20 protein-coding genes are annotated in these 21,655 nt (G+C 59.1%); 1 reads left to right on the top strand and 19 read right to left on the bottom strand.

Annotated elements, in window-relative coordinates:
* Positions 1-32: 32 nt before the first annotated feature.
* From surE to ACA073_RS05780, 5 genes are read right to left on the bottom strand one after another with little or no spacing between them, the layout of a single operon-like run.
* On the bottom strand, positions 33-782 hold the full coding sequence (gene surE, locus ACA073_RS05800; protein ID WP_497402286.1) for a 5'/3'-nucleotidase SurE: 750 nt from the start codon (positions 780-782) through the stop codon (positions 33-35).
* A complete protein-coding gene (gene truD, locus ACA073_RS05795) occupies positions 770-1,828 on the bottom strand; it encodes a tRNA pseudouridine(13) synthase TruD (RefSeq protein WP_497402284.1) in 1,059 nt (352 codons plus the stop codon). The genes surE and truD overlap by 13 nt, the downstream gene beginning before the upstream one ends.
* Complete coding sequence (gene ispF / locus ACA073_RS05790) at positions 1,825-2,298, bottom strand: 2-C-methyl-D-erythritol 2,4-cyclodiphosphate synthase (protein WP_497402282.1); 474 nt, start codon at positions 2,296-2,298, stop codon at positions 1,825-1,827. The genes truD and ispF overlap by 4 nt, the downstream gene beginning before the upstream one ends.
* A 43-nt stretch (positions 2,299-2,341) precedes the next feature.
* Entirely contained in the window at positions 2,342-3,187 is an 846-nt protein-coding gene (fghA, locus tag ACA073_RS05785) for an S-formylglutathione hydrolase (protein ID WP_497402280.1), read from the bottom strand.
* A gap of 8 nt (positions 3,188-3,195) precedes the next feature.
* Positions 3,196-4,308, bottom strand: a complete 1,113-nt coding sequence (locus ACA073_RS05780) for an S-(hydroxymethyl)glutathione dehydrogenase/class III alcohol dehydrogenase (protein ID WP_497402278.1) — start codon at positions 4,306-4,308, stop codon at positions 3,196-3,198.
* Positions 4,309-4,415: 107 nt separating this feature from the next.
* On the opposite strand from ACA073_RS05780, the gene ACA073_RS05775 reads away from it, so the two are divergent.
* On the top strand, positions 4,416-5,312 hold the full coding sequence (locus tag ACA073_RS05775) for a LysR family transcriptional regulator (protein WP_497402276.1): 897 nt from the start codon (positions 4,416-4,418) through the stop codon (positions 5,310-5,312).
* Between the two features lie 165 nt (positions 5,313-5,477).
* On the opposite strand, the gene ispD is transcribed toward ACA073_RS05775, so the two are convergent.
* From ispD to ACA073_RS05705, 14 genes are all read right to left on the bottom strand, one after another.
* Positions 5,478-6,185 carry a 2-C-methyl-D-erythritol 4-phosphate cytidylyltransferase gene (ispD, locus tag ACA073_RS05770; protein ID WP_497402274.1) on the bottom strand — a complete coding sequence of 236 codons (708 nt, stop codon included), beginning with the start codon at positions 6,183-6,185 and terminating at the stop codon, positions 5,478-5,480.
* Positions 6,182-6,460: a cell division protein FtsB gene (ftsB, locus tag ACA073_RS05765; RefSeq protein WP_008057335.1), complete on the bottom strand. Its 279-nt coding sequence runs from the start codon at positions 6,458-6,460 to the stop codon at positions 6,182-6,184. The genes ispD and ftsB overlap by 4 nt, the downstream gene beginning before the upstream one ends.
* Positions 6,461-6,631: 171 nt before the next feature.
* Positions 6,632-7,921 (bottom strand): phosphopyruvate hydratase, encoded by a 1,290-nt coding sequence (gene eno, locus ACA073_RS05760; protein WP_497402272.1) that lies wholly within the window; start codon positions 7,919-7,921, stop codon positions 6,632-6,634.
* A 156-nt stretch (positions 7,922-8,077) separates the two neighbouring features.
* Positions 8,078-8,923 (bottom strand): 3-deoxy-8-phosphooctulonate synthase, encoded by an 846-nt coding sequence (gene kdsA, locus ACA073_RS05755; protein ID WP_150630801.1) that lies wholly within the window; start codon positions 8,921-8,923, stop codon positions 8,078-8,080.
* A 5-nt stretch (positions 8,924-8,928) separates the two neighbouring features.
* Positions 8,929-10,560 carry a CTP synthase gene (gene pyrG / locus ACA073_RS05750; protein WP_157714753.1) on the bottom strand — a complete coding sequence of 544 codons (1,632 nt, stop codon included), beginning with the start codon at positions 10,558-10,560 and terminating at the stop codon, positions 8,929-8,931.
* 274 nt (positions 10,561-10,834) lie between these two features.
* Positions 10,835-12,160 (bottom strand): tRNA lysidine(34) synthetase TilS, encoded by a 1,326-nt coding sequence (tilS, locus tag ACA073_RS05745; RefSeq protein ID WP_497402270.1) that lies wholly within the window; start codon positions 12,158-12,160, stop codon positions 10,835-10,837.
* A 133-nt stretch (positions 12,161-12,293) separates the two neighbouring features.
* Entirely contained in the window at positions 12,294-13,241 is a 948-nt protein-coding gene (locus tag ACA073_RS05740; RefSeq protein WP_497402268.1) for an acetyl-CoA carboxylase carboxyltransferase subunit alpha, read from the bottom strand.
* A gap of 140 nt (positions 13,242-13,381) precedes the next feature.
* A complete protein-coding gene (gene dnaE / locus ACA073_RS05735; RefSeq protein WP_497402266.1) occupies positions 13,382-16,903 on the bottom strand; it encodes a DNA polymerase III subunit alpha in 3,522 nt (1,173 codons plus the stop codon).
* A 76-nt stretch (positions 16,904-16,979) separates the two neighbouring features.
* Positions 16,980-17,606 (bottom strand): ribonuclease HII, encoded by a 627-nt coding sequence (gene rnhB / locus ACA073_RS05730; protein ID WP_497403993.1) that lies wholly within the window; start codon positions 17,604-17,606, stop codon positions 16,980-16,982.
* An 11-nt stretch (positions 17,607-17,617) separates the two neighbouring features.
* Positions 17,618-18,748, bottom strand: coding sequence for a lipid-A-disaccharide synthase (lpxB, locus tag ACA073_RS05725; protein ID WP_497402264.1), 1,131 nt, complete (start codon positions 18,746-18,748; stop codon positions 17,618-17,620).
* Between the two features lie 2 nt (positions 18,749-18,750).
* On the bottom strand, positions 18,751-19,527 hold the full coding sequence (lpxA, locus tag ACA073_RS05720; RefSeq protein ID WP_497402262.1) for an acyl-ACP--UDP-N-acetylglucosamine O-acyltransferase: 777 nt from the start codon (positions 19,525-19,527) through the stop codon (positions 18,751-18,753).
* The gene (fabZ, locus tag ACA073_RS05715; protein WP_497402260.1) at positions 19,524-19,964 is read right to left on the bottom strand and encodes a 3-hydroxyacyl-ACP dehydratase FabZ; all 441 of its coding nucleotides are present in this window, start codon (positions 19,962-19,964) and stop codon (positions 19,524-19,526) included. The genes lpxA and fabZ overlap by 4 nt, the downstream gene beginning before the upstream one ends.
* Before the next feature lie 108 nt (positions 19,965-20,072).
* On the bottom strand, positions 20,073-21,128 hold the full coding sequence (gene lpxD / locus ACA073_RS05710; protein WP_497402258.1) for a UDP-3-O-(3-hydroxymyristoyl)glucosamine N-acyltransferase: 1,056 nt from the start codon (positions 21,126-21,128) through the stop codon (positions 20,073-20,075).
* 3 nt (positions 21,129-21,131) lie between these two features.
* The gene (locus ACA073_RS05705; protein WP_007907155.1) at positions 21,132-21,635 is read right to left on the bottom strand and encodes an OmpH/Skp family outer membrane protein; all 504 of its coding nucleotides are present in this window, start codon (positions 21,633-21,635) and stop codon (positions 21,132-21,134) included.
* Positions 21,636-21,655: the final 20 nt, after the last annotated feature.

The raw sequence follows: 21,655 nt of genomic DNA, 5'->3' as shown, positions 1-21,655 counted from the left end.
ACCGCGATGCATCGGGTCTTGTTCACGAGCCATTAGCGCAGTCCCTCCAGCCAGCCATCGAGGCTTCGGAAGGCATCATTGAAGGTGCGATCCAGTTGCAGTGGCGTGACGGACACATAGCCTTGCATCACCGCATGGAAATCGGTGCCCGGGCCACCGTCTTCGGCATCGCCCGCCGCAGCGATCCAGTAACCGGACTTGCCACGCGGGTCGACCACTTTCATCGGTGCCGCCGCGCGGGCGCGATGACCGAGGCGAGTCAGCTGGATTCCGCGGATGTGATCCAGCGGCAAATTGGGAATGTTCACGTTCAGTACCGTGCGCGGTGGCAGCTGAAGATCTGCGTGGGCTTCCACCAGTTTGCGCGCGTAGTAAGCGGCCGTGGGAAGGTTCTCGACTTGCCGTGAGACGAACGAAAAGGCAAACGAAGGACGCTCCAGGAAACGCCCTTCAAGGGCCGCGGCCACGGTGCCGGAATACAACACATCGTCCCCCAGGTTGGCGCCCAGGTTGATGCCGGAAACCACCATGTCCGGTTCGCGCTCCAGCAAGCCGTTGAGGCCCAGGTGCACGCAATCGGTCGGTGTGCCATTGAGGCTGATAAAGCCGTTGGCCAATGTCTGCGGGTGCAACGGACGGTCGAGCGTCAGCGAACTGCTGGCGCCGCTTTTGTCCTGGTCCGGGGCAATAACCACGCATTCGGTGTAATCCGCCAGCGCAGCATAAAGCGCAGCGAGACCGGGTGCGGTTACTCCGTCGTCGTTAGAAATCAGAATACGCATGGGCTGTCCGTCTGCCCCACCGGCACCAGATCGACGAGTTCACGCACCAATACGGTGGCGAAGCATCCGGCCGGCAGGACGAATTCCAGTTGCAGAATGTCAGGCTCGGGATAATGCCACGTCAACCCACCAATGGGCAGTCGCAGGATGCGACGTTCGTGGCTCATACCGGCGTTAATCAACCAATCGCGCAGATCCGCTTCGCGCGCGGCGATTGCCTGCTCCAGTTCATGGACAGCGCCCGTCGCCGGTGAGTCACCTTCGCCCCACTGCGGGCCGGTCGGGTGCAAGTCGAGAATCGCCAATCGCGGGTCGCTGCACTCGGCCTCACCGGCCGGAAAGAAGCTTCGGCTGTCGGTAAAGGCCAGCAGATCACCGACCTGCGCCTGCTGCCAGGTGCCATCCGCCACACGCGCCGCCAACACCTGGTTGAACAGAAAACTGCGAGCGGTGGAGAGCAACCGCGAACGAACGTTGCGTTGCTCCGGCAATGCCTTGCGCGCGGCCCAGGCTCGCGCGTCGACCACATTGCCGCCGTCAAACCCGAATCGCTGGGCGCCGAAATAATTGGGAATACCTTGTTTGGCGATCAGTTGCAGACGCCCTTCGATGGCCGCTTTGTCGCCAGCGAATTGAGTCAGGCGCAAAGTGAAACCGTTGGCCGAATGGGCTCCGCGTTGCAGCTTGCGTTTATGTCGACCGGTCTTGAGGATTTTCAGCGTGTCGTTTTCCGCCGACGACAAATCAGGATCAGCCTTGCCCGGCAGTTGCACGCTGAACCACTGGCGAGTCAGCGCCTGACGATCCTTGAGGCCGGCGTAACTGACGGTGCGCAATGGCACGCCCGCCGCCTTGGCAATTCGCCGTGCCGCTTCTTCGGTATTCAGGCCGCGCTTTTCCACCCAGATCCACAAATGTTCGCCATCGCCACTGAGTGGGATGTTGAGCACTTCATCGACCTGGAAGTCTTCCGCCGTGGCTTTCAACACCGCGGTGCCGAGGGCTTCACCGTAGGCACGCGGGCCAAGCAATTGCAGTTCGTTCATGCGCGCAGCAACAAGGCTACGGAGTGGACGGCGATGCCTTCTTCGCGACCGACAAAGCCGAGTTTTTCGGTGGTGGTAGCTTTTACGTTCACTTGATCCAACTCAACTTGAAGATCCGCGGCAATCAGCGCGCGCATCGATTCGATATGCGGGGCCATTTTCGGCGCCTGGGCGACGATGGTGTTATCGACGTTGCCGACTTTCCAGCCTTTGGCGTGGATCAGTGCGACGACATGACGCAACAGCCCACGGCTGTCAGCGCCCTTGAAGGTCGGGTCGGTGTCGGGGAAGTGTTTGCCGATATCACCCAGCGCAGCGGCGCCGAGCAAGGCATCGCTCAAGGCGTGCAGCAGGACGTCACCGTCGGAGTGAGCGAGCAGCCCGAAGCTGTGTGCAATGCGCACGCCGCCCAGAGTAATGAAATCGCCTTCAGCGAAACGGTGCACATCATAGCCGTGGCCAATACGCATAAAAAAACGCCCCGATTTTTGTCAGGGCGTGATTCTACCTGCATTAGACGCCTAGGGCGCGTCCGTGATGTTGCAAGTGGTCGTCGATGAAGCTGGCGATGAAGAAATAGCTGTGGTCGTAGCCCGGTTGCAGGCGCAACGTCAGCGGATGACCGGCCAGCTTGGTCGCTTGTTGCAAGGCTTCAGGCTTGAGCTGCGTGGCCAGAAAATCATCACGATCTCCTTGGTCGACCAATAGCGGCAGCTTCTCGTCAGCCTCGGCAATCAAGGCGCAGGCGTCCCATTCACGCCATTTCGAACGGTCTTCGCCCAGGTAACGGGAAAAGGCTTTCTGGCCCCATGGGCAGTCCATCGGATTGTTGATGGGCGAGAATGCCGACACCGACAGATAGCGTCCCGGATTGCGCAAGGCGCAGACCAGAGCACCGTGGCCGCCCATGGAGTGGCCGCTGATGCCGCGCTTGTCCGATGCCGGGAAATGCGCCTCAACCAATGCCGGCAATTCCTGCACGACATAGTCATGCATCCGATAGTGCCGGGACCACGGTTCCTGCGTGGCATTCAGATAAAACCCGGCGCCGAGACCGAAGTCCCAGGCGCCATCCGGGTCACCGGGCACATCAGAACCACGAGGGCTGGTATCCGGTGCAACGATGATCAGCCCCAGCTCGGCGGCCATGCGCATAACACCGGCCTTTTGCATGAAGTTCTCGTCGGTGCAAGTCAGGCCGGACAACCAGTACAGCACCGGCAGTTTGCCGCCCTGCTCCGCTTGCGGCGGCAGGTACACGGCAAACACCATGTCGCAGCCCAGCACATCGGAACGGTGCCGGTAGCGTTTGTGCCAGCCGCCGAAGCTTTTCTGACAGGAGATATTTTCCAGGCTCATGACAGACCTCAGAAATGGATGACGGAACGGATGCTTTTTCCTTCATGCATCAGGTCGAAAGCCTTGTTGATATCTTCCAGGCCCATGGTGTGGGTGATGAACGTGTCCAGCGGGATTTCGCCGGTTTCGGCCATTTCGACATAGCTTGGCAATTCGGTGCGACCCCGCACACCGCCGAACGCCGAACCGCGCCAGACGCGACCGGTCACCAACTGGAATGGACGGGTAGCGATTTCCTGACCGGCACCGGCCACGCCGATGATCACTGATTCGCCCCAACCCTTGTGGCAGCACTCAAGTGCGGCGCGCATCAATTGGACATTGCCGATGCACTCGAAGGAAAAGTCCACGCCGCCATCGGTCATGTCGACGATGACTTCCTGGATCGGACGGTCGAAGTCTTTCGGGTTCACGCAGTCGGTTGCACCGAGCTGTTTGGCAATCTCGAATTTGGCCGGATTGATGTCGATGGCGATGATGCGTGCAGCCTTGGCTTTGACCGCGCCGATGACCGCCGACAGACCGATGCCGCCGAGGCCGAAAATGGCCACGGTATCACCCGGTTTTACCTTGGCGGTATTGAGCACCGCGCCGATGCCGGTGGTGACACCGCAGCCGAGCAGGCAGACTTTTTCCAGTGGCGCTTCTTTAGGAATTTTGGCGACGGAGATTTCCGGCAACACGGTGTACTCGGAAAACGTCGAGGTACCCATGTAGTGGAAAATCGGCTGGCCCTTGTAGGAAAAACGCGAAGTGCCGTCCGGCATCAGGCCTTTGCCCTGGGTCGCACGAATGGCCTGACACAGGTTGGTTTTGCCCGAGAGGCAGAATTTGCATTTGCGACATTCCGGTGTGTAAAGCGGGATGACGTGATCGCCGACAGCCACGGAGGTCACGCCCTCGCCGATCGCTTCAACCACTGCGCCACCTTCGTGACCGAGGATCGACGGGAAGATGCCTTCCGGATCAGCGCCCGACAGCGTGTACGCATCGGTATGGCAGACACCGGAGGCAACCACACGCAGCAAAACTTCACCGGCCTTGGGCATGGCGACATCGACTTCAACGATCTCGAGGGGTTTCTTGGCCTCGAAGGCAACGGCGGCGCGCGACTTGATCATGTGGATTCTCCAGTGAATAAAAGCAAGACAGGGAGTGTAATACAGTGCCTGACGATGAATAATCCGGACAAAAGCAAAACATTATTGCCACACAGGGATAATCCTTGATGTCCGAGAACCGTTGGGAAGGTATTGATGAGTTCGTCGCCGTGGCTGAGTGCAGCCAATTTACGGCGGCGGCGGAACGTCTCGGGGTTTCTTCCTCCCACATCAGTCGCCAAATAGTACGCCTCGAAGAGCGCCTTCAGACGCGACTGCTGTATCGAAGCACTCGTCGCGTCACGCTGACCGAAGCCGGGCAAACCTTTCTGCAACACTGTCAGCGATTGCAGGATGGTCGCGAAGAAGCGCTGCGTGCGGTCGGCGATCTGACCAGCGAGCCCAAAGGCATGTTGCGCATGACCTGTGCGGTGGCGTATGGCGAACGGTTTATCGTGCCACTGGTGACGCGATTCATGGGGCTCTATCCGCAACTTCGAATCGATATCGAACTGAGCAACCGGCAACTGGATCTGGTGCATGAAGGTCTGGATCTGGCGATCCGTCTCGGTCGCCTTCAGGATTCAAGGTTGGTCGCAACGCGCCTAGCGCCACGGCGCATGTATCTGTGCGCATCACCCTCCTACCTGGAGCGGTATGGTCGCCCACACAGCTTGTCGGAACTGAGCCGCCACAACTGCCTCATCGGTAGCTCGGACCTCTGGCAACTGGAACAGAACGGGCGGGAATTTTCGCAACGGGTGCAGGGAAACTGGCGCTGTAACAGTGGGCAAGCGGTGCTGGATGCGGCGTTACAAGGCGTCGGTTTGTGTCAGCTGCCGGACTATTACGTGTTGGAACACCTGAAAAACGGCTCTTTGATTTCATTGCTTGAGGCGCATCAGCCGCCCAACACTGCGGTGTGGGCGCTTTATCCACAGCAACGACATCTGTCGCCGAAGGTGCGCAAGTTGGTGGATTTTCTCAAGGAAGGTTTGGCCGAGCGGCCGGAGTATCAGGGTTAAATCAGGCATCGCACATCAGTGAGCGATTTGTTGGCTGAACTACGGCTTTCGCGAGCAAGCCCGCTCCCACATTTGATGGTGGTTGGTCGCATATTTTTGGTCTGGCGCAGAACCCGTGTGGGAGCGGGCTTGCTCGCGAAAGCAATCTAATAGACAACGCAGCAGTCAGCGGCGATTAGCCCAACGCTGACGGAGCCATTCCAGATCTTCGGGGCGCGTAACTTTCAGGTTGTCCGCCCGCCCTTCGATCAGCCGTGGCGCCAGGCCTGACCATTCCATGGCCGAAGCCTCATCGGTGATAACCGCATCGGCCACCAGGCTGTCCGCCAGCGCCCGATGCAACGCGCCAAGGCGAAACATCTGCGGCGTATACGCTTGCCAGATCACGCTGCGATCCACGGTTTCAACCACGCGACCGTGCTTGTCGACCCGCTTCAGGGTATCGCGAGCCGGAACCGCCAGCAGTCCGCCAACGGGATCTTCAGCCAGTTCAACCAGCAACTTGTCCAGATCATCACGGCTCAGATTGGGCCGCGCGGCATCGTGGACCAACACCCAATCCTCATCGCCAGCACCCAACGCATGCAGATGCAGCAAGGCATTGAGCACCGACCCGGAACGCTCGGCGCCACCGTCAACGCGTTGAATACGCGAATCGCCAGCGCACGCCAGATTCGGCCAGTAAGGATCATCCACAGCAAGACTGACCACCAACCCCTTCAGGGAAGGATGATCAAGGAAACAGCCGAGGCTGTGTTCGAGAATAGTGCGCCCGCCCAGTTGCAAATATTGCTTGGGACGGTCTGCGGCCATACGGGCACCGACGCCCGCGGCAGGAATCACGGCCCAGAAGGCCGGTAACGAGGAATTCATTGCGCCAACTGGTAAAGGGTTTCACCGTCCTTGACCATGCCCAACTCATGGCGAGCCCGCTCTTCAACGGTCTCCATGCCCTTTTTCAACTCGCTGACTTCAGCGTCCATCACCCGATTGCGCTCCAGCAATGTCTGGTTCTCGGCCTGCTGATCCGCAATCTGCTGAGTCAGCTCGGCCACTTGCGCCAGACTGCCATTACCTACCCACAGGCGGTATTGCAGGCCAGCCAGCAACAAGAGCAAGACGAGGAACAACCAATTGGGACTGCGCATCGAATATCAGGTATCCAGTGAAAAAAGACAGCCATGCCAAAACTTTGAAGCGTCTGATAGCACGAAGCCTGGAATATCCAGGCTTGTGCTAATAAGGCATCAGATTAGTGGCAAATCCATCGCTGTAGCGATTTTTCCGACACAATCCGGTGTCTTTTTACCATCAACCGCTTAACCACGGAACTCGCTGCGGCCGTTGTACTTGGCTTTGCCATTCAACTGCTCTTCGATACGCAGCAGTTGGTTGTACTTGGACACGCGATCGGAACGGCACAGGGAGCCGGTCTTGATCTGGCCAGCCGAAGTGCCCACAGCCAGGTCGGCAATGGTCGAATCTTCGGTTTCGCCGGAGCGGTGCGAGATCACGGCGGTGTAACCAGCGGCCTTGGCCATCTGGATGGCTTCCAGGGTTTCGGTCAGGGTGCCGATCTGGTTGAACTTGATCAGGATCGAGTTGGCGATCTTTTTATCGATGCCTTCTTTCAGGATCGTGGTGTTGGTCACGAACAGGTCGTCGCCTACCAATTGGACCTTCTCGCCGATCTTGTCGGTGAGGATTTTCCAGCCAGCCCAGTCGGACTCGTCCAGGCCATCTTCGATGGAGATGATCGGGTAACGCTCGGTCAGACCTTTCAGGTAATCGGCGAAACCTTCAGCGGTGAACACCTGGCCTTCGCCAGACAGGTTGTACTGGCCGTCTTCGTAGAACTCGCTGGCCGCGCAGTCCAGAGCCAGGGTCACGTCGGTGCCCAGGGTGTAACCGGCGTTGGCCACGGCTTCGGAGATCACTTTCAAAGCGTCTTCGTTGGACGCCAGGTTCGGCGCGAAACCACCTTCGTCACCGACAGCAGTGCTCAGGCCACGGGCCTTCAGAACGGCTTTGAGGTGATGGAAAATCTCGGTGCCCATGCGCAGACCTTCCGAGAAAGACTTGGCGCCAACCGGCTGAACCATGAATTCCTGGATGTCGACGTTGTTATCGGCGTGCTCGCCACCGTTGATGATGTTCATCATCGGAACCGGCATCGAGTAAACACCCGGGGTGCCGTTCAGGTTGGCGATGTGAGCGTACAGCGGCAGGTCCTGGTCCTGAGCTGCTGCCTTGGCCGCGGCCAGGGAAACGGCGAGGATCGCGTTGGCGCCCAGGGAACCTTTGTTGTCAGTACCGTCCAGCTTGATCATCGCGTGATCCAGCGCTTTCTGGTCGCTTGGGTCTGCACCTTTCAACAGGTCGCGGATCGGACCGTTGATGTTGGCGACGGCTTTCAGAACGCCCTTGCCCAGGTAACGGCTCTTGTCGCCATCACGCAGCTCGAGCGCTTCACGCGAGCCAGTGGAAGCACCGGACGGCGCGCAAGCGCTGCCGATGATGCCGTTATCGAGAAGCACGTCCGCTTCCACGGTGGGGTTGCCACGGGAGTCGAGAACTTCACGACCTTTGATGTCGACGATTTTTGCCATTGTTGTAAACACTCCAAAGTTGACGAAAACGACGCAGCTAGAGGAAATCTTTTACCGTCGGCAAGTGGTGTGCAGCGGGCAGACTTGCGGACGATAAGGCTCAGGCCCGAGGGCCTGAGCGTTAATTCGTGCGGTACTTTACCGGAGAAATGAGGATTACGCGGTTTCTACCGTCGGAAAACTCTTCACCAGTTCGTCCAACGCTTTGAGCTGGGCCAGGAATGGCTCCAGTTTGTCCAGACGCAAGGCACAAGGGCCGTCGCATTTGGCGTTGTCCGGGTCCGGGTGGGCTTCGAGGAACAGACCGGCCAGTGACTGGCTGATCCCGGCTTTCGCCAGATCGAGGACCTGGGCGCGACGACCGCCGGCGGAATCGGAACGACCACCGGGCATTTGCAGCGCGTGGGTCACGTCGAAGAACACCGGGTATTCGAACTGCTTCATGATGCCGAAGCCGAGCATGTCGACGACCAGGTTGTTGTAGCCGAAGCTCGAACCGCGTTCGCAGAGGATCAACTGATCGTTACCCGCTTCCACGCACTTGTTCAGGATGTGTTTCATTTCCTGAGGCGCAAGGAACTGGGCTTTCTTGATGTTGATCACCGCACCGGTCTTGGCCATCGCGACCACAAGGTCGGTCTGGCGCGACAGGAAGGCCGGCAGCTGGATGATGTCGCAGACTTCAGCGACGACCGCGGCCTGATCAGGCTCGTGGACGTCGGTGATGATCGGCACGCCGAAGGCTTGCTTGATGTCCTGGAAAATCCGCATGCCCTCTTCCAGGCCGGGGCCACGGTAAGAGGTCACGGAAGAACGGTTGGCCTTGTCGAAGCTGGCCTTGAACACGTAAGGGATACCGAGTTTCTCGGTGACCTTTACGTATTCTTCGCAGACCTGCATCGCCATGTCGCGGCTTTCCAGCACGTTCATGCCACCGAACAGCACCATTGGCTTGTCGTTGGCAATCTCGATATCGCCTACGCGGATGATCTTCTGCGCCATAAGGTTCAAGCCTTCTTCTGGTGTTGAGCCAAAGCTGCTTTGACGAAACCGCTGAACAACGGGTGACCGTCGCGTGGTGTCGAGGTGAACTCAGGGTGGAACTGGCAAGCGACGAACCATGGATGATCCGGGGCTTCGACCACTTCAACCAGCGCGCCATCACCGGAGCGACCGGAGATTTTCAGACCGGCTTCCATGATTTTCGGCAGCAGGTTGTTGTTCACTTCGTAGCGGTGACGGTGACGCTCGACGATCACGTCCTTGCCGTAGCAGTCGTGCACCAGGGAACCCGGCTCAAGCAGGCAATCCTGTGCGCCGAGGCGCATGGTGCCACCCAGATCGGACGTTTCGGTACGGGTTTCGACCGCGCCGGTGGCATCTTCCCACTCGGTGATCAGACCCACGACCGGGTGACCGCTTGCGCGATCGAACTCGGTGGAGTTGGCGTCTTTCCAGCCCATGACGTTACGAGCGAACTCGATCACAGCCACTTGCATGCCCAGGCAGATGCCGAGGTACGGGACCTTGTTTTCGCGAGCGTACTGGACGGCGGTGATCTTGCCTTCCACGCCACGCAGACCGAAGCCGCCTGGAACCAGAATCGCGTCGACGCCTTCCAGCAGCGCGGTGCCCTGGTTTTCGATGTCTTCGGAATCGATGTAGCGCAGGTTGACCTTGGTGCGGTTGCTGATGCCGGCGTGACTCATCGCTTCGATCAGCGACTTGTAGGCGTCCAGCAGTTCCATGTACTTGCCGACCATGGCGATGGTGACTTCGTGCTCAGGGTTGAGCTTGGCGTCAACCACGGCTTCCCATTCGGACAGATCGGCGCCGCCACATTGCAGGCCGAAACGCTCGACCACAAAATCATCCAGGCCTTGCGAATGCAGAATGCCCGGGATCTTGTAGATGGTGTCGGCGTCTTCCAGCGCGATTACCGCACGTTCTTCAACGTTGGTGAATTGCGCGATCTTGCGACGCGAGGAAATGTCGATCGGGTGATCGGAGCGGCACACCAGCACATCAGGTTGCAGGCCGATGGAACGCAGTTCCTTGACCGAGTGCTGGGTTGGCTTGGTTTTGGTTTCGCCGGCAGTGGCGATGTACGGCACCAGCGTCAGGTGCATCAGCATCGCGCGCTTGGCGCCGACTTCGAAACGCAATTGACGGATCGCTTCGAGGAACGGTTGCGACTCGATGTCACCCACGGTGCCACCGATCTCGACCATCGCCACGTCGGCATCGCCGGCGCCCTTGATGATCCGGCGCTTGATTTCGTCGGTGATGTGCGGGATCACCTGGATGGTGGCGCCCAGGTAATCACCACGGCGCTCTTTGCGCAGGACGTGTTCGTAGACACGGCCGGTGGTGAAGTTGTTGTTCTGGGTCATGGTCGTGCGGATGAACCGCTCGTAGTGGCCCAGGTCCAGGTCGGTCTCGGCGCCGTCGTGGGTGACGAACACTTCACCGTGCTGGAACGGGCTCATGGTGCCCGGATCGACGTTGATGTACGGATCCAGCTTCAGCATGGTGACCTTAAGTCCCCGCGCCTCCAGGATGGCCGCCAATGAAGCCGATGCAATGCCTTTCCCCAATGAAGAAACAACACCGCCCGTGACGAATATGTAGCGCGTCATGAAAAACCCTAGAAGTCTGCGTTAAAGCGGTCCGAGCCGCCGGGGAAAGCGAAGGAAGGCCGAAGCCCCCGATCACCTGCATTAATCACAGTGCACCTTTCAAAAAAACCGCTGCGTTGGGACAGACCGGGAGTTGAAACACCGGTACGTTGCTCGCTACACATTTTTTGGAATCGCCCAGCAAAGACTGCTTGGTAATCGGCAACTCCTGCAATTCAGGCGAATCCACAGAAGTTGTATCAAGAAGGGAGCGTAGTCTACCGGAAAGCCCCTTTCAGCTCAAACCTTGATCTTCGTTCGATGGCTGCCAATGCAAATTCCAGCCGTCCTGCACGCTACCATTCAAGCCCCGCAGGTTGGCCACCGCCAGCAACTGCTCGCCTCGAAAGAGCAGCGGCAATCTGCCACGGACGAACCCTGGAACCCCGCGCTCGTTAAGCAAGCGCTTCAGGTCCCGATGGCCGCGATCGGGCAGGCTCATGGCCTCCCCTCCTTCACGATAGCGTATATGCAGCGGGCCTTCGGGGATTTGCCCGGTGAGCTTGAGCACGCCGTTATCAGGCAAAACCAACGCTTGCGAGGGATCAGCCCACCGCCCGACGTCGAGTGCAGGACGTAGCCAATGACCGGATAACCACCAGATGCGTCCGCCTGCCCGATGCAGCTCGCCATCCGCCAAACGCCAGATCGGACGAGCATCGCCGGTGGCATCACGCAAATCCTCCCAACCCGACCAATGGTCACTGTCCGGCAGACGCGTCAGCGATGAGAGCCAGTGACTCACTGCATTTCGCTGGCGAGCGACGGACAGGTTTGCAATCGGCGACAGCTCAAGGGACGGCACCCCCAGCCAATCGAATTCACTGACGGTACCGGCATGAGTCAGATCGATGTGCGCCAGCTCATCGAGCAGCCCCTGCGCTTCGCTCAGATGCGCCGCGCTGCGGGCCATGCTCGCCACCGCTTGCGGCCAGCGCTCGGTCATGACCGGGAAAACCTGATGCCGCAGGTAATTGCGCGAAAACTGACGATCCTGGTTCGAAGGGTCTTCGATCCAGCTCAATTGATGCTCGTCCGCGTAAGCCTCCAACTCTGCTCGCGTGACATCGAGCAATGGTCGCAACAGATGCCCTTTGCCCAACGCACGTTGACGCGGCATCCCCGATAACCCTCTCACCCCTGCCCCGCGCAACAGCCGAAACAGCAAAGTTTCCGCCTGATCATCACGGTGTTGGGCGGTCAGCAACACCTCATTGGTCCGGGTAGCCTCGATGAACGCTCCATAGCGCGCATCACGGGCGGCACGTTCGAGGCTGGCGCCGGGTTGAACCTGGACGCGAACAACCTGCAAAGGGACACCCAGCCCATCACAGACAGACTGGCAGTGTTCCGGCCACTCATCAGCCGCAGCCTGAAGGCCGTGGTGGATATGGATGGCGCTGAGCGTCGGCAGGGATTCGGTTCTTGCGAGGTGGGCGAGCAGGTGCAGCAAGACGGTTGAGTCGAGACCACCGGAGAAGGCGACACGCCAGGTTGTGGCATTGCGCCACGGAGCAAGGTTCAGAAGGAGCTTGGCAGGAAGATCAATCATTGGACTCATATCGATCACTTTGCACAAATCAAATGTGGGAGCGGGCTTGCTCGCGAAAGCGGTTTAACAGTCAACTGATGTGTTGAATGTTATACCGCCTTCGCGAGCAAGCCCGCTCCCACATGGGTAAAGCGAGATCAGATCAGAGACCGTAGCTCATCAGACGCTCGTAACGACGGGCCAGCAGCGCTTCGTTATCGAACTTCTTCAGCATCGCCAGTTGCAATGTCAGCTCGGCACGGATCGATGCAGCGGCCGCAGCCGGGTCACGATGAGCGCCGCCCAAAGGCTCGCCGATCACTTTGTCGACGATGCCCAGGCCTTTCAGGCGCTCGGCGGTGATGCCCATGGCTTCAGCGGCGTCCGGTGCTTTTTCAGCGGTTTTCCACAGAATCGAAGCACAACCTTCCGGCGAGATCACTGCGTAGGTCGAATACTGCAGCATGTTCAGCTGATCGCACACGCCGATTGCCAGTGCACCACCGGAACCACCTTCACCGATCACGGTGGCGATGATTGGGGTTTTCAGGCGGGCCATGACGCGCAGGTTCCAGGCAATCGCTTCGCTCTGGTTGCGCTCTTCAGCGTCGATGCCAGGGTAGGCGCCCGGCGTATCGATGAAGGTCAGGATCGGCATCTTGAAACGTTCGGCCATTTCCATCAGGCGGCACGCCTTGCGGTAGCCTTCCGGACGCGGCATGCCGAAGTTGCGGCGAACCTTCTCGCGCACTTCGCGGCCTTTCTGGTGACCGATGATCATCACCGGCTGGTCATCCAGACGGGCCACGCCGCCAACGATGGCAGCGTCGTCGGAGAAGTGACGGTCGCCGTGCAACTCGTCGAACTCGGTGAAGATGTGTTCGATGTAGTCCAGGGTATATGGACGTTTCGGGTGACGCGCCAGACGCGCGATCTGCCAGCTGGTCAGCTTGCCGAAGATGTCTTCGGTCAGCGTGCTGCTTTTGTCCTGCAGGCGGGAGATCTCATCGCCGATATTCAGCGAATTGTCGTTACCGACCAAGCGCAACTCTTCGATCTTGGCTTGCAGGTCGGCGATCGGCTGTTCGAAATCTAGAAAATTCGGGTTCATAGGCGTCCGTCTAGGGTCGACGTCCAAGAGAGCTTGGGCCGGCCGGTTGTCTATTCGCGCCCTACCTTAAGGGACAGGCGCGTTCAGGTCGAGATTAAAAATTCAGGTCGAGATCAGGCTGTACAGAGGGCACCTGACCGTCAACGGTATTGGAGGAAGACGTTGTCTCGCCCGAACTGGTCACGCAGGGCTTGAATCAACGCATCCGCCGGGTCGATTCGCCAGGTCTCGCCGAACTGCAGCAAGGCCTTCGCATCGGGGCTCGTGTACTCCATGGTGATCGGGCACGCGCCGCGGTGACGCTTGAACAACTCACCCAGCCAGCGTAGCTGATCGCCCTTCAAATCCTTGGTCTGCAGCTTCAATCGCAGGCTTTCAGCCAGGTTGGTGCGCGCATCTTCCATGCTCATCACCCGCTTGACCCGCAGGCGCAGGCCGCCAGAGAAGTCGTCGTTGCTGACTTCGCCTTCAACCACCACCATCGCGTCAGTCTGCAACAGCGACTGCGCCGAATGGAACGCGTCGGCGAACAGCGAGGCTTCGATCCGGCCCGAGCGGTCGTCGAGGGTGATGAAACCCATCTTGTCGCCCTTTTTGTTCTTCATCACTCGCAGGGCGATGATCATGCCTGCGACGGTCTGCGTATCGCGCGCCGGCTTCAGGTCGATGATGCGCTGACGGGCAAAACGGCGGATCTCGCCTTCGTATTCGTCGATCGGGTGACCGGTCAGATACAGGCCAAGGGTGTCTTTCTCCCCTTTCAGGCGTTCCTTCAGGGTCAGCTCTTTCGCCTTGCGGTGATTGGCATAGACGTCGGCATCTTCCTCGACGAACAACCCGCCAAACAGGTCGGCATGGCCACTGTCGTGGGTGCGGGCGGTTTGTTCGGCGGCCTTGATCGCCCCTTCCATCGCATTCAGCAAGACCGCGCGGTTCTGGTCGATGCTCGCTTGATAGGCTTTCGGTTCGTCATGGAAATACGGGCCCAGACGGTCCAGCGCGCCGCTGCGGATCAACCCGTCCAGGGTGCGTTTGTTGATGCGCTTGAGGTCGACACGGGCGCAGAAATCGAACAGGTCCTTGAACGGCCCGTCCTGACGCGCCTCGGTAATTGCCTCGACCGGGCCTTCACCCACACCCTTGATCGCGCCGAGGCCGTAGATGATTCGGCCTTCGTCATTCACCGTGAACTTGAACTCGGAGGTATTCACATCCGGCGCGTCGAGACGCAGCTTCATGGTGCGAATTTCTTCGATCAAGGTCACGACCTTGTCGGTGTTGTGCATATCCGCCGACAGTACCGCGGCCATGAACGGCGCCGGGTAGTGCGTTTTCAGCCACGCAGTCTGGTACGACACCAGGCCATACGCAGCGGAGTGGGATTTGTTGAAGCCGTAACCGGCGAATTTTTCCACCAGGTCGAAAATGTTACCGGCCAGGTCGGCGTCGATGTTGTTGGTGGCGCAACCTTCAATGAAACCGCCACGCTGCTTGGCCATCTCTTCAGGCTTTTTCTTACCCATGGCCCGACGCAGCATGTCCGCACCGCCGAGGGTGTAACCGGCCATGACCTGGGCAATCTGCATCACCTGTTCCTGATACAGGATGATGCCGTAGGTCGGTGCCAATACAGGCTTGAGGCCTTCGTACTGGTAGTCCGAGTGCGGGTACGCGAGTTCGGCGCGACCGTGCTTACGGTTGATAAAGTCGTCAACCATGCCCGATTGCAAAGGGCCCGGACGGAACAGGGCCACCAGTGCGATCAAGTCTTCCAGGCAGTCGGGCTTGAGCTTTTTGATCAGCTCTTTCATGCCGCGCGACTCGAGCTGGAACACCGCGGTGGTTTCAGCTTTTTGCAGCAACTGGTAAGTGGGCTTGTCATCCAGCGGAATGAACGCGATGTCCAGCGGTGGCTCGTCGACCTTGGCGCGATCGCGGTTGATGGTTTTCAACGCCCAGTCGATGACCGTCAGGGTCCGCAGACCGAGGAAGTCGAACTTCACCAGACCGGCGGCTTCAACGTCGTCCTTGTCGAACTGGGTTACCAGGCCATCACCGGCCTCGTCGCAATAAATCGGCGAAAAGTCAGTCAGCTTGGTCGGCGCGATGACCACGCCGCCAGCGTGCTTGCCGACGTTACGCACAACGCCTTCGAGCTTGCGCGCCATTTCCCAGATTTCCGCGGCCTCTTCATCGACCTTGATGAAGTCACGGAGGATTTCTTCCTGCTCGTAGGCTTTTTCCAGGGTCATGCCGACTTCGAACGGAATCATCTTCGACAGACGATCCGCCAAACCGTAGGACTTGCCCTGCACCCGCGCCACGTCGCGGACCACCGCCTTGGCGGCCATGGAACCGAAGGTGATGATCTGGCTTACCGCGTTGCGGCCGTATTTCTCGGCCACGTAGTCGATCACCCGGTCGCGACCGTCCATGCAGAAGTCGACGTCGAAGTCGGGCATGGAGACCCGTTCCGGGTTAAGGAAACGTTCGAACAGCAGGTCATATTCCAGCGGGTCGAGGTCGGTGATCTTCTGCACATAGGCCACCAGCGAGCCGGCACCCGACCCCCGGCCAGGACCTACCGGCACGCCGTTACTCTTGGCCCACTGGATAAAGTCCATAACGATCAGAAAGTAACCGGGGAAGCCCATCTGGATAATGATATCCAGCTCGAAATTCAACCGGTCGACGTAGACCTGGCGCTTGGCTTCATAGTCTTCGGTGGTGTCTTTGGGCAGCAGCACGCTCAGACGATCTTCCAGACCGTCGAAAGACACCTTGCGGAAATATTCGTCGATGGTCATGCCATCGGGAATCGGGAAGTTGGGCAGGAAGTGCGTGCCCAGTTTCACTTCGATATTGCAGCGCTTGGCGATCTCGACGGTGTTTTCCAGCGCCTCGGGAATATCGCTGAACAGCTCGGCCATTTCCTCGGCGCTTTTGAGGTATTGCTGATCGCTGTAATTCTTTGAACGCCGCGGATCGTCGAGGGCGCGGCCCTCACCGATGCAGACGCGGGTCTCGTGAGCGGCAAAGTCTTCCTGCTTGATGAAGCGCACGTCGTTGGTTGCAACCAGTGGCGCGCCGATTTTCTCGGCCAAGGCCACGGCGCCGTGCAGTTGTTCTTCATCGTTGGGGCGATTGGTGCGCTGGATCTCGAGATAGAAACGATCCGGGAACACCGCCATCCATTCGCGCGCGAGGTTTTCCGCTTCAGCCGGATTGCCGCTGAGCATGGCCAGGCCGATCTCGCCTTCTTTTGCCGCCGACAACATGATCAAGCCTTCGCTGGCTTCGGCCACCCACTCGCGCTCGATGATGATCGAGCCATTGCGCTGGCCGTCGATGAAGCCGCGGGAAATCAGTTCGGTCAGGTTGCGATAGCCGACAGCGTTCATTGCCAGCAGGCTGATCCGGCTCAGGGCGTTGTCCGGATCCTTGTTCGACAGCCACAGGTCGGCGCCGCAGATCGGCTTGATGCCTGCGCCCATGGCGGCTTTATAGAATTTGACCAGGGAACACATGTTGTTCTGATCGGTGACCGCTACGGCAGGCATGTTCATGCCGACCAGGGTCTTGACCAGCGGTTTGATCCGCACCAGACCGTCGACCAGGGAATATTCAGTGTGCAGGCGTAGATGAACGAATGAAGCCGGCATAGTGATCCTGTCTAGAAACGTGAAGACAACAAGGCCCGGATTGTACCGGGCCTTGGGAAAAACATCAGCCTCGCGACTAACTCTCTATGAGGCTTTCGCGCGCGTCATACGCCAGCCGCACAGGCGCAAAAGAGCGGCGGTGAATCGGCGTCGGCCCCAGGCGTGCCAGCGCTTCCAGATGGACGGGCGTCGGGTAACCCTTGTGACCACCGATGCCGTAACCCGGGTAAATCAATTCGAAAGCAGCCATTTCGCGATCGCGGCTGACCTTGGCCAGAATCGATGCGGCGGCAATAGCCGGAACCTTGCTGTCACCCTTGACCACCGCTTCGGCGCGCATGGACAGTTTCGGGCAGCGGTTACCGTCGATCATCGCCAGTTTTGGCTGAATGTGCAGGCCTTCGATCGCGCGCTGCATGGCCAGCATGGTGGCATGGAGGATGTTCAGTTCGTCGATTTCTTCGACTTCCGCGCGCGCGATGCACCAGCTCAGGGCCTTCTCGCAGATTTCGTCATAGAGCTTTTCGCGACGGGCTTCGGTGAGCTTCTTCGAATCGTTCAAACCGAGGATCGGACGGTTCGGATCAAGGATCACCGCCGCGGTGACCACGGCACCGCAGAGCGGGCCGCGACCGACTTCGTCAACACCGGCAACCAGATCTTCGACTTCAGCGACCAAGGTGAAATCCAGCCCCATTTGCATGTTTGTTTTACTCATTGTACTTGGCCGATCAGCTTCAGCACTGCATCCGCAGCCTGGTTGGAGGCATCCAGACGCAAGGTCCGGTGGATTTCGTCGAAGCCACGGGTCTGCTCTTCGCCGTCTTCGATCAATGGCGACAGCGTCTGGGCCAGCGCCTCAACCGTCGCATCGTCCTGCAGCAACTCGGGTACCAACAGGCGCTGAGCCAACAGGTTCGGCAACGAGACGTAGGGACTCTTCACCATGCGCTTGAGAATCCAGAACGTCAGAGGCGCCAAACGATAGGCAACCACCATCGGCCGCTTGTACAACAACGCCTCAAGGGTAGCCGTTCCGGAAGCGATCAACACCGCATCGCAAGCTGCCAGCGCCAGATGGGACTTGCCATCGAGCAGGGTCAGCGGCAGATCGCGACCGGCCAGCAACTCTTCAAGCTGCGCACGGCGCTGAGGACTGGCGCACGGAATAATGAACCGCACGCCTGGGCGCATGGCGCGCAAACGCTCGGCGGTATCGAGGAACAACGTGCCCAGGCGCCCGACTTCGCCACCGCGACTGCCCGGCATCAGCGCGACCAATGGCCCATCAGGCAAACCGAGCTCAGCGCGTGCGGCGCGACGATCAGCTTCGAGGGGAATCGCATCGGCCAGGGTGTGCCCGACAAACCGTACCGGCACGCCCTTCTCTTCATAGAATTTTGCTTCAAACGGGAACAGCGTCAGCATCAGGTCGCAGCCTTCGCGAATCTTCAGCACCCGCTTCTGCCGCCACGCCCAGACCGACGGGCTGACGTAGTGCACGGTCTTGATCCCGGCCTGACGCAACTTGAGTTCGATAGTGAGATTGAAGTCCGGGGCATCGATACCGATGAACACATCCGGCTTCTCGGCGATCAGGTCAGCGATCAGCGTCTTGCGACGCTTGAGCAGCTCACGCAGTCGACCCAGCACTTCCACCAGGCCCATGACCGAGAGACGTTCCATCGGGAAATACGAGGTCAGGCCTTCGGCCTGCATCAGCGGACCACCGACACCGATGAACTCGACCGCCGGGTGCTGTGCCTTGAGCGCACGCATGAGACCGGCGCCCAGAATGTCACCGGAAGCCTCGCCCGCCACCAGCGCAATACGCAGATTAGCCATGGTTAACGTGTGATGCCGCGAGTCGAAGACTGGATGGAATCACGGAACACCGCGACTTCCGGAAACTGCGCCGAGGGTTCGGCCAGTTCGGCGAGCGCTTGTTCGACGGTCAGGCCTTGACGGTAAACCACCTTGTAGGCACGACGCAGGGCGTGGATCGCGTCTTCGCTGAAACCACGGCGACGCATGCCTTCGAAGTTCATGCTGCGCGCTTCGGCGGGGTTGCCGAACACGGTGACGTAAGCTGGAACGTCCTTGCCAATGGCTGTGCCCATGCCGGAAAAGCTGTGGGCGCCGATGTGGCAATACTGGTGAACCAGGGTAAAACCGGACAGGATCGCCCAGTCTTCAACGTGCACATGGCCCGCCAGCGCGGTGTTGTTGACCAGGATGCAGTGGTTGCCGATGACGCTGTCGTGGCCGATGTGGGCATAGGCCATGATCAGGTTGTGATCGCCCAGGGTCGTTTCCGAACGGTCCTGAATGGTCCCGCGATGAATCGTCACGCCTTCACGGATGACGTTGTGGTCACCGATGATCAGACGGGTTTCTTCACCTTTGTATTTAAGATCGGGCGTGTCCTCGCCTACCGAAGAAAACTGGTAGATGCGATTGTGCTTACCGATTCGGGTCGGGCCCTTGAGAATCACATGCGGCCCGATCACTGTCCCCTCGCCGATTTCCACACCTGCGCCGATGATCGACCAAGGGCCGACCTCGACGCCGTCGGCCAGAACGGCCGTCGGATCGATGATTGCGCGAGGGTCAATCAAACTCATACTTTTTGTTCCGCACAGATGATCTCGGCCGAGCAGACCGGCTTGCCATCCACCGTTGCCTGGCATTCAAACTTCCAGATCTTGCGCTTGCAGCTGATGAAGGTCGCTTCAAGGATCAACTGGTCGCCAGGCTTGACCGGCTGACGGAAACGCAGTTTGTCGGAGCCGACGAAGTAGTAAAGGGTGCCGTCGGCCGGTTTCACGTCAAGCATCTTGAAACCAAGGATCCCGGCAGCCTGAGCCATCGCTTCGATGATCAGCACGCCCGGCATGATTGGATGCGCAGGGAAGTGGCCATTGAAGAACGGTTCGTTGATGCTGACATTCTTGTAGGCGCGAATGCGCTTGCCTTCCACATCCAGATCCACGACCCGGTCCACCAGCAGGAACGGGTAACGGTGAGGCAGGTATTCGCGAATCTCGTTGATGTCCATCATTTCGGGGGGAAGCCTATGTAAAGATTGGAAACGCGCGACTGACGCGCGTTTCTCTAGCAAATCAAGGAGGCAGTCTAGTGGCTGTGCACACTTGATATGGAAATGGTATCAGCCATCTGATGAAGCATTACCGTCAGGGGTCACGTCCCCAACGCGCTTTTCCAGCTGTCGTAGCCGCCGCGCGATGTCATCGAGCTGACGGATACGTGCCGCGCTTTTGCGCCATTCGGCAGCCGGTTGCATGGCCGTTCCGGAAGAGTAGGAACCCGGCTCGGTAATCGAGTGGGTCACCATGGTCATCCCGGTAATGAAAACCTTGTCGCAAATTTCGATATGCCCCACCAGCCCTACGCCACCGGCGAGCATGCAATGCTTGCCGATTTTGGTGCTGCCGGAAATCCCCACGCACGCGGCCATGGCGGTGTGATCACCGACCTGGACGTTGTGAGCGATCTGAATCTGATTGTCGAGCTTGACGCCATTACCGATGACGGTATCGGCCAGCGCACCGCGGTCGATGGCGGTATTCACGCCGATCTCCACATCGTCACCGACAAGAACACCACCGATCTGGGCGATTTTCTGCCAAATGCCTTTCTCGTTGGCAAAGCCGAAGCCTTCGCCACCCAGTACCGCACCGGATTGAATCACCACCCGCTTGCCGATGCGCACGTCGTGATACAGCGTGACGCGCGGTGCGAGCCAGCCACCTTCGCCAATGACGCTACGGGCGCCGATGAAGCAGTGCGCGCCGATGGTCGTACCGGCATGAACTCGCGCCCCGCTTTCGATGACCACAAATGCACCGATACTCGCCGCCGGATCGACCACCGCGTCCGCCGCCACTACCGCTGTCGGATGAACACCGGCAGCCGCCTTGGGCTTGGGGTCGAACAGGTGGGAAACACGTGCATAGGCCAGGTAAGGGTCGGGCACGACCAGCGCATCACCGGAAAAACCCTCGGCGTCAGCGGCTTTCAGCAACAAGGCTGCAGCCCGGCTGTCGGCCAGGTATTTTCGGTATTGAGGATTTGCCAGAAAGCTCAACTGAGCTGGGCCAGCCTCTTGCAAAGTGGCTAGCCCAGTAATTTCCTTCTCCGGGTCGCCACGCAGGGTGGCGCCGAGGAACTCGGCCAACTGGCCGAGTTTTATGGTCGCTGTCATGGATTACTTCAGCTGATTCATGCGCTCGATAACCTGGCGAGTGATGTCGTACTGAGGTTTGACATCAATCACTGCGCCACGCTCGAAGACCAGGTCAAAAGCACCTTTCTTGATGACTTCTTCCACAGCACTGTCCAGCTTCGGCTTGAGCTGCTTCAACATTTCACGGTCAGCAACGGCTTTGGCTTCGTTCAGTTCCTTGGACTGGAACTGGAAGTCACGGGCCTTTTGCTTGAATTCAAGCTCCAGACGCTCACGCTCGCCTTGCTGCATCTTGTCGCCGCCTGCCATCAGACGGTCCTGAATACCCTTGGCACTGCTTTCCAGGGACTTGAGTTTGGTCAGTTGCGGACCGAACTTCTTCTCGGCATCCACGGCGTATTTCTTGGCCGCGTCGGATTCCAGCAGAGCCATCTGATAGTTCAGAACGGCGATTTTCATATCGGCAAAAGCCGGACCTGCGACCAGTACGGTCGCCAGGAGAACCAATTGAGTCAACTTACGCACGATGCACTCCTACAAAATCC

The organism is Pseudomonas sp. LBUM1670 (assembly GCF_059695695.1).
The sequence above is the reverse complement of the archived record's forward strand: the minus strand, read 5'-3'. Positions and strand labels throughout refer to the sequence as shown.